This window comes from Azospirillum sp. (assembly GCF_035627195.1).
GTDB lineage: Bacteria > Pseudomonadota > Alphaproteobacteria > Azospirillales > Azospirillaceae > Azospirillum.
This window is the reverse complement of record NZ_DASPMG010000324.1, coordinates 1-8,271: the sequence shown is the minus strand read 5'-3', so window position 1 is coordinate 8,271 and position 8,271 is coordinate 1. Positions and strand designations below refer to the sequence as shown.

Below are 8,271 nucleotides of genomic sequence, written 5' to 3'. Positions count from 1 at the left end.
GGGGTGGGGAGGGGCTGCGCCTGCGCGGTGGAGATGGGGTTCAGCGCGGCGGCCAGACCGCTTGGGGGCGGTGGCGGGGGCGTCTCGGCCACCGGAATCTCCGGGGCGGGCGGGGCGCCGGGCTTGCGCGCGGGGACGGGGGGCGGGGCGACGTCGACGATGGTCAGGGCGCGCTCGCGCCGGGTGGCGATGCGGGCGCCGCAGGGCCACTGCACCGTCAGGCTGCGCCCGCCGTCGGCGGTGGCGTAGCCGGACAGGCGCCGGGTGTAGGTGGCGTTCAGCTGTTCCACCGGCCACGGCACGGCGCCGGGCAGGGTGAAGCGGCCGCCGCAGGTGCCGGCGTCGACCACGGGCTTGGCGTCCGGGGTGACCAGCACGAGGCGGGTGTGCTCCGCATGGTCGCCGACCTGCACGCGCACCGGCTGCTGGGCGTCGGCAGGGTGGGTGGCGCAAAGCGCGGTGGTCATCAGCAGCAGGGCCAGCGTGCGGCGATCCATGGCGACGGTCATGGCAAGTATCCTGGATTTTATCCAAATAGCCGACAAAGGCCTTTCGAATGCCAGCAGGCATTCGCGGCGGCCCGTCAGGTTGAAACCTGGCTTTAAACTGCCGTGTCTAGGTTAAGGCCGGGTTCAAACTTGAGGTGGTCGGCGATGGAGAGTCCCCTTTACATCGGGCTGTCGCGGCAGGTGGCGCTGAGGCGGCAGCTGGAGGTGGTCGCCAACAACGTCGCCAACATGAACACTGCCGGCTTCCGGGCCGAGCGCACGCTGTTCGAGGCGGCCATGCAGCCGGGCGGCAAGCGGCCCAATGACCAGATCGCCTTCACCATCGACCGCGCCACCTACACCGACCTGCGCCCCGGCGGCTTCACGGCCACCGGCAACCCGTTCGACGTGGCGCTGGACGGCGACGGCTGGTTCCAGGTGCGCACGCCGGACGGCGACCGCTTCACCCGCGACGGCCGCCTGCGCCGCGACGCCGACGGGCAGCTGGTGACGGCCGGCGGCTTCCCGGTGCTGGACGACAACCGGCAGCCGATCATGATCGCGTCGGACAGCAGCGTGCTGACCATCGGCACCGACGGGCTGGTGTCGGCCGACGACCAGATGGTGGCGCGGCTGCGCGTCGTGCGCTTCGACGACCCGCAGCAGCTGCGCCAGACCGGCGACGTGCTGTTCGCCGCCGATCCGGGCGTCGATCCGCTGCCGGCGCCGGACACCCGCACCGTCCAGGGCAAGATCGAACAGTCCAACGTCCAGGGCATCGCCGAGGTGACGCGGATGATGGACCTGTCGCGCGACTACCAGGCCGTGACGCGCATGGTGGAGGACGGGCAGGACCTGCTGCGCGCCGCCATCAACCGCCTCGGCAAATCCGCATAAATCCAGGAGTTTCCGCCCATGCGCGTGCTCAGCATCGCCTCCACCGGCATGATGGCCCAGCAGCTGAACGTCGAGGTCATCTCCAACAACATCGCCAACATCAATACGACGTCGTATAAGCGCGCCCGCGCCGAGTTCCAGGACCTGATGTACCAGTCCGAACGGCGCCAGGGCAGCCAGTCCACCGACGCCGGCACCATCGTGCCGACCGGCATCGAGGTGGGCCTGGGCGTGCGCGCGGCGGCGGTGAACCGCATCAACACCAACGGCAACCTCACCTCCACCGGCAACGAGCTGGACGTGGCGATCGAGGGGCGCGGCTATTTCAACGTGCGCCTGCCGGGCGGCGACACCGCCTACACCCGCGCCGGCAGCTTCAAGCTGTCGCCCGAGGGCACCATCGTGAACGCCGACGGCTACCCCATCATGCCGGAGGTGACGGTGCCGCAGGGTACCCGCGAGATCGCCATCAGCAAGTCCGGCGAGGTGCAGGCGTACGTGGACGGGCAGGCCAAGCCGCGCACGCTGGGCCAGATGGTGATGACGGTGTTCGTCAACGATTCGGGCCTGGAGGCGCTGGGCGACAACCTGTACCGCGCCACCCCGGCGTCGGGCGAGCCGCAGGACGGTGCGGCCGGGCAGGCGGGGTTCGGCACCATCCGGCAAAAGTACCTGGAGTCCTCCAACGTCAACGTGGTGCAGGAAATCACCGAACTGATCTCCGCCCAGCGCGCGTACGAGATGAACGCCAAGGCGGTGGAGGCGGGCGACCAGATGGCCTCCACCCTCTCCAACATGCGGTGAGCATCATGGCTTCCCGCAGGTGGTGGGCCGGTCTGGCGATGGCGGTGCTGGCGGGTCCGGTGCTGGCGGGTCCGGCGCTGGCCGAAAGCCCGGTGGAGGCGCTGCTGGCGCGCGAGCTGGCGGCGACGCTGGGTGGGGCGGTGCCGGCCGGCGCGCACGTGGCGCTGACGCTGACCGCGCCCTTCGGCGGCGAGGTGGAGGCGGTGCGCGACCTTGCCTACGACCCGCGCGGCGGGCAGGTGCGGGCACTGGTCAGCAGCGGGGGCCGCATCGTCGAGCTGAAGGGCAAGGCGGACATCACCGTGGACGTGCCGGTGCCGACGCGCCGCATACTGCCCGGCGAGGTGATCGGCGGGGGCGACCTGACCACCCTGCCCATGCCCATGGAACGGCTGGGCGACACCGTCGCCACCTCGCGCGACGCATTGATCGGCTTGGCCAGCCGGCGGGCATTGCCGCCGGGCCGGCTGATCCAGACGGCGTCGGTGGGCGCCCCGGTGGTGGTCCAGCGCAACAAGCCGGTCAGCCTCGTCTACGAGGACGGGCCGCTGCTGCTGGCGGCGCGCGGGCGGGCGCTGCAGGACGGCGGGGTGGGCGACACGGTGCGGGTGATGAACGTCGCCAGCAGCATCGTCGTCACCGGCACCATCACCGGGCCGCAGACGGTCACCGTCGCCGGGCCGCAGGCCGTTTCGGCCAAACCCTGATTCTTCGAGGAACCCATGATGCGCAAGCCCCTGGTTGCGGTGATCGCGGCGTCGCTGGCGTTGGCCGGCTGCGGCCGGCTGTCCAACATCGGCAACCCGCCGGCCTTGTCGGAGATCTCCAACCCGGCGATGGCGCCGGAGGCGCGCGTGATCTCCATGCCCATGCCGCAGGCGCTGCCGGCCGACCAGGTGCCGAGTTCGCTGTGGCGGACGGGATCGCGCAACTTCTTCCGCGACCCGCGCGCCAAGCAGGTGGGCGACCTGCTGACGGTGATCATCAACATCGCCGACCAGGCGCAGATGCAGAACCAGACGCAGCGCCAGCGCACCAACGCCGAGAAGGCGGGTCTGCCCAGCTTCTTCGGGCTGGAGAGCCGGCTGCCGGCGGTGCTGCCCGACGCGGTGAACCCATCCAGCCTCGTGGACCTGGACAGCACCAGCTCGTCGGCCGGCAACGGCACCATCCAGCGCAACGAGCGCATCGCCATGCGCGTCGCCGCCGTGGTGACCGAGGTGCTGCCCAACGGCAACTTCGTCATCGCCGGGCGCCAGGAGGTGCGGGTGAACTACGAACTGCGCGAGATGCGCATCGCCGGCGTCATCCGGCCGGAGGACGTCACCAACGTGAACACCATCGATTACGACAAGATCGCCGAGGCGCGCATCACCTACGGCGGGCGCGGCCAGATCACCGACGTGCAGCAGCCCCGCTACGGCCAGCAGGTGCTGGACGTCATCCTGCCGTTCTGAGGAGGCGGATATGGCGTCCGCCGTCGTGAGGAAGGCCGGCGTGGTCGCCATCTGCGCCGCGCTGGCGGCCGGGGCCGGATACGGCCTGGGCCGGTTCCAGCTGTACAGCGAGGCCGCGGCGGCGGCTCCGGCTCCGGGTTCCGCGCAGGGGACGGCGCCGGGCGCCGAGGCGGCCGGGCCGTTCTACGTGGACATCGGGCAGCTGATGGTGCCGGTCCTGGCGGACGGGCGGACGACGGCCTTCATCCTGGCGCAGATCACGCTGGAGGCGGCGAGCGCCGATCAGGCCAACCTGATCCGCCGCCGCCTGCCGCACGCGCGCAACGCGCTGCTGCAGGGGCTGTTCGGGCTGGCTGGGTCCGGCGCGTTCGATGGCCCGTCGGTGGATCCGGCGGCGGCCGCGCGCACGCTGAAGCAGGCCGCGAACGAGCAGCTGGGGAGCGAGCTGGTGAAGGCGGTGCTTCTCGACCGCCTGTTGCGGCAGGAGAACACGCGGGCATGACGAGTTGGGGATGTGTCCGTACGTCCGCCCGGTGGCATCACTGGGTGCGCGGCCTCAGCAGCGGGGACGCCGGTGCGGGGACCGGGGCGTTGTCCAGCGGCAGCAGGCGCTGCAAGGCGGCGATGTAGCCTTGCAGCGCCTCGCGGCCGAGGGGGGTGAGGGCGTAGCTGGATTGCGGCCGGCCCTCGCCGCTGTGCTTGCGGACCGACACGTACCCCGCCCCGATCAGCTTCTTGAGGTGCGATTCGAGGTTGCCGTCCGACACCTCCAGCCGCTGCCTCAGCTCGGTGAAGGTCGCCTCGCCGGCACCGGCCAGGAAGGCGGCGATCTGCGTGCGCAGCGGCTGGTGCAGCAGAGGGTCGAGCGTGTCCACGGCCGGTCCCTTAATGTGAGGTTGGGGGTTGGAGGGTCAGGGTTTGAGGTCGAAGCGCGCCGACATGGTGCCGGGCGCCTTGCTGTCCTTCTCGCCGGGCAGCGTGATGGCGAACTCGCCGCCGACCGCCTGGGTGCCGGACATCCAGTTCTTGCCGTCGAAGCTCAGCCAGTTCTTGTAGACGTAGACGTCGCGGCTGGTGGCGACCTCCATCCGCGCCTCCCCCGTCCTGGACAGCAGCGAGCCGGACACCGACGCCACCACCGGCAGCGGCGCCCCGGCCGGGTAGAGCAGCACGTGCTCGCCGCCCGCCGGTGCCGCCTCACCATAGCGGACGACCGGAACCTTCGCCATCTCGTCCGCACCCGGCGCCATCAGGCCCGCGCAGCCGGCGAGCGTCGCCGTGGCGGCCAGCAGGGCCGCGGTCAGAATCGGTTTCATGCGTGATCTCCTTGGGATCGGATTGGGATTGGGATCAGGGGAGGGGAAACGGAGGCCGGCGGGTCAGTCGTGCCGGCCGGCCGCGGTGTTGGCGTTCACGACGGCGCGGACCAGCGGGCCGCGGTCCGGCGTGAGGGCGCCGTCCAGCTTGGGGATATGGAGCCACAGCCCGGCGGTGCCGCGCGCCCAGGGCTCGCCGTCGAAGCGGGCCTCGCCGGTCGGCACGCCGTTCTCCAGCACCAGTTCCACCGGCTTGGAGAGGGTCAGGGGCAGGGTGATGGCGGGATCGTTGCGGAAGAGGTTGCCGGCGAAGCGGACCTCCACGGGAACCGGCGTGCCCGCCGGCAGGGTGAGGATGCGGCGGCCCTCCGCCCCGGCCCCCTTGCGGAAGGCGTCGAGCGTCAGGGCCGGCGCCTCGGCCGGGGCGCCGAAGTCACCGTAGCGCTGCACGGCGAGCGGCACCGACAGCACCACCAGCGTCCAGGCGGAGGACTGCGCCATGCGCTGCCAGGACGGCCGCGACCGCCCACGGTCGAGCATCAGCGCCAGCAGCGGCATTCCCAGCCCGAACACCGACGCCGCGATCAGCCGGATGGTGACGTAATCCAGCCGGGAAACGAGGCTGGCGATGCCGGTGAGGATGGCGAGCACGCCGACCCACTCCAGCAGCTCCTCCGAGAACAGGCCGTGCACGTAGAGGCCGAGGCCGAGCAGGACGACCCACGCCGCGCACACCATGTAGCCGCCGCCGAAGAAGAAGGTGGCGAAGGTCATCAGCGTGCCCAGCGCCATCAGCAGCCACCAGACCTTCAGCACCTGCCGGTGGATGAAGGACCACGCCTCGTCCCGGTGCCGCTTGATCCGCCGCGTCAGGTGCCAGTCCAGCACGGCCACCCCGCCCAGCGACACGGCCAGCAGCAGCAGCCACGCCAGCGCCTGCTGCGCCACGTCCGGGAACTGTGCCGGCGTGAGGATGCGGTCGCTGAGCAAGAGCAGCGCCGCCCCCATCAGCCCCCAGAGGAGCAGCGTGTGCCGTTCGATCCGCAGGTTGCGGTGCCCGGCCGAGAGCATGGAGTGGATGGAGTCGAGGCGCTGGGAGAGGCTGTCGGACATGAAGCGTTCCGCCCGTTCACTCTGTGATGCAGAGTGAATTACACTCTGAAACGCAGAGTGTCAACGGCCGAGTTCACGCTTTGTGGGGCGGGGCGTTCCGACGGCCGTTTACGACGCCGACAGGATGTCCTCGGCGCGGACGGTGGCGCCGCCCTTGAGGAGGAATTGGGTGGCGCCGTCGACGGTTCGCACCTCCTTCACCGTGTCGGTCACCACGGTGGCGGCCTTCAGCGTCGTGCCGGCCTTGTCCTTGGCGGTGACGCGCACGTGGTAGGTGCCGTCGGCGGCCGTGGTGCCGTCGCTGCGCTTGCCGTCCCAGGTGAAGACCTGCCGGCCGGCCTGCGGCGAACCGGCGGTGGTGTGGACCGTCCGGCCGGCGGAATCGAGCACGTCGATCTTCACCGACGCCGCACTGCCCTCCACCGCGTAGGCCATGGTGGCCTTGCCGCCGGACAGGGACAGCGTGTCGGTCGCCGCCTCCACCGTGCGGCCGAGGTAGGCCATGTCCATGCGCATGCCGCTGTTCTTCAGCGTCTCCAGCACCTGCTTCAGCGTGTCGTTGGTCTTCACCCCCTGTTCGACGGTGGAGAGCTGGGCGAGCTGCGCCATGAACTGGCTGGCGTCCATGGGCGCCAGCGGGTCCTGGTTGCGCAGCTGGGCGGTGAGCAGCTTCAGGAAGGCCTCGTAGTCGACGGTGGCCTTCTTCTCGCCGGCGGTGGTTTCCGTGCGGGCCGTGGTGGTGGTGGCGGTGTTGGTCGCTGTGGTGGCGGTCATGCGGGCGGTTCCCGGATGGCTGGGGTGGTTTGCGCTTCGCTTGGAGCCCTTCTCCCCTTGAGGGAGAAGGGTTGGGATGAGGGGTCGTTACGCCCGGCAGGGCGGACAAAGACTCTTTTCCGCCCTGCCGGGCGTAATCCCCCTCTCCCCAACCCCTCTCCCTCAAGGGGAGAGGGGCTTTTAGACCGTGACGTCGACGATGCCGTCGATCAGGACGGCGGCGCGTTCGGGCGGGGTGGGGGCGGCGGGGTCCTCGAACCAGGCGGTGCGGCGGCCGCCGCCGTCCGGGTGGGAGCCGGCGAAGCCGCGCGGCTGCTCGTCCCCGCGCAGGGAGAATTGCAGGCTGGCGCCGTCCAGTTCGAAGCCGGCGCCGGCCAGGGCGCGTTCCAGCTGGTGCACGTCGCGGCGCAGCAGGGCCAGCGTGTCGGCATGCTCGGCCTGGACGGACAGGGCGATGCGGCCGTCGGTCACCTCGGCGACCACGCGGACGTGGCCCAGGTCGGCCGGCGACAGGTCGATCTGGAACTCGCCGCCGCCGGCCTCGGCCACGCGGACGAGCGGGGCGGCCAGCTGCGCGGACGGGGTTGGCGCGCGCGTGGCGGCGGCGTGCTCGGCCACCGTGGCGGCGTAGTGCGAGGCGGCCTGCGCGGGCGGCAGCGGAGGCAGGGCATCCGTGGGGGCGGCGGTCGAGACCGCGTCCGGCGCGGGGGAAGGCGGGTTGCCGCCGGGTTGGCCGTTGCCGGGCTGGTTGCCGGTCTGGCCGTTGCCGGCGCCGTTGCCCGTCATGGCGGCCGGGTTGAGCGCGGGGGACGGGGTGGGGGTGTTGGTGGCGTCCGGCGTCGTCGGTGCGGCGGCGTCGGTGGTCGCCTTGCGCTCGGGCGCGCTGGGTGCTGTGGGGCGCGGCGCCTCGGTGGCGGTGGCGGCCGGCAGCGGCGGTGCCGTTTGCGGCGTGGTGGGGGGTGGTGCGGCGTCGGCCTGGGGGGCCGCTTCCGCCGGGGCGGCGGGCTGCGGTGCGGCGGTGGGCGGCACCGGCGGTTGCGGGCCGGCGGGTTGAGCGGCGGCGAGTTGCGCCGGGGCTTGCGTGGCCGGTTCGGAGGTTGGCGGCGTGAGCGGGGGAGCGGCCGGTGTTGGCGCGGCGGCGGTCAGGGCCGGTGCGCTGTCGGTTGCCGTGCCGTCCGGCGGGGTGGGCGGCTGCGGCGGGGGGCCGGCGAGCCAGGGGAGGACGGCGGCCAGTGCGGCGTCGGCGCTGGCCGGGGCGCCGCCCTTGCGGGGCTTGGCGTCGGCGTCCGCGTCGCTTTCCGGCTCGGCGGCTTCGTCCAGCAGGCTGGCGAAGGGGCGGTCGGCGGCGGTGCCGTCGTCGCGCGACGGCGGGGCGGCGGGGCGCGGGTCGCGCGGGGCGGGGGCGGGGGCGCTCAGCGCGTC

At 72.1% G+C, this 8,271-nt stretch carries 10 protein-coding genes and 1 pseudogene; 5 read left to right on the top strand and 6 right to left on the bottom strand.

What is annotated here, in order from left to right:
- Positions 1–509 (bottom strand): annotated as a pseudogene (locus VED21_RS29155) (hypothetical protein); the annotation flags it as partial.
- Between the two features lie 144 nt (positions 510–653).
- On the opposite strand from VED21_RS29155, the gene flgF reads away from it, so the two are divergent.
- From flgF to VED21_RS29130, 5 genes are read left to right on the top strand one after another with little or no spacing between them, the layout of a single operon-like run.
- Positions 654–1,385 carry a flagellar basal-body rod protein FlgF gene (flgF, locus tag VED21_RS29150; protein WP_324888727.1) on the top strand — a complete coding sequence of 244 codons (732 nt, stop codon included), beginning with the start codon at positions 654–656 and terminating at the stop codon, positions 1,383–1,385.
- An 18-nt stretch (positions 1,386–1,403) separates the two neighbouring features.
- Positions 1,404–2,189 carry a flagellar basal-body rod protein FlgG gene (flgG, locus tag VED21_RS29145; RefSeq protein ID WP_324888723.1) on the top strand — a complete coding sequence of 262 codons (786 nt, stop codon included), beginning with the start codon at positions 1,404–1,406 and terminating at the stop codon, positions 2,187–2,189.
- A gap of 5 nt (positions 2,190–2,194) precedes the next feature.
- Positions 2,195–2,896, top strand: coding sequence for a flagellar basal body P-ring formation chaperone FlgA (gene flgA, locus VED21_RS29140; RefSeq protein WP_324888721.1), 702 nt, complete (start codon positions 2,195–2,197; stop codon positions 2,894–2,896).
- 15 nt (positions 2,897–2,911) lie between these two features.
- Positions 2,912–3,646 carry a flagellar basal body L-ring protein FlgH gene (gene flgH, locus VED21_RS29135; RefSeq protein ID WP_414638335.1) on the top strand — a complete coding sequence of 245 codons (735 nt, stop codon included), beginning with the start codon at positions 2,912–2,914 and terminating at the stop codon, positions 3,644–3,646.
- Between the two features lie 10 nt (positions 3,647–3,656).
- On the top strand, positions 3,657–4,148 hold the full coding sequence (locus VED21_RS29130; protein WP_324888719.1) for a hypothetical protein: 492 nt from the start codon (positions 3,657–3,659) through the stop codon (positions 4,146–4,148).
- Positions 4,149–4,185: 37 nt separating this feature from the next.
- Here the strand turns inward: VED21_RS29130 and VED21_RS29125 are convergent, their stop codons facing one another.
- The 5 genes from VED21_RS29125 to VED21_RS29105 form a co-directional block, all read right to left on the bottom strand.
- The gene (locus tag VED21_RS29125; RefSeq protein ID WP_324888717.1) at positions 4,186–4,521 is read right to left on the bottom strand and encodes a transcriptional regulator; all 336 of its coding nucleotides are present in this window, start codon (positions 4,519–4,521) and stop codon (positions 4,186–4,188) included.
- A gap of 36 nt (positions 4,522–4,557) precedes the next feature.
- Positions 4,558–4,962 carry a hypothetical protein gene (locus VED21_RS29120; protein WP_324888716.1) on the bottom strand — a complete coding sequence of 135 codons (405 nt, stop codon included), beginning with the start codon at positions 4,960–4,962 and terminating at the stop codon, positions 4,558–4,560.
- A 63-nt stretch (positions 4,963–5,025) separates the two neighbouring features.
- A complete protein-coding gene (locus VED21_RS29115; RefSeq protein ID WP_324888714.1) occupies positions 5,026–6,075 on the bottom strand; it encodes a hypothetical protein in 1,050 nt (349 codons plus the stop codon).
- A 108-nt stretch (positions 6,076–6,183) separates the two neighbouring features.
- Positions 6,184–6,849, bottom strand: coding sequence for a flagellar hook assembly protein FlgD (locus VED21_RS29110; protein WP_324888712.1), 666 nt, complete (start codon positions 6,847–6,849; stop codon positions 6,184–6,186).
- Positions 6,850–7,029: 180 nt separating this feature from the next.
- On the bottom strand, positions 7,030–8,271 hold a 1,242-nt coding region (locus tag VED21_RS29105; RefSeq protein WP_324888710.1), incomplete at its 5' end, for a flagellar hook-length control protein FliK.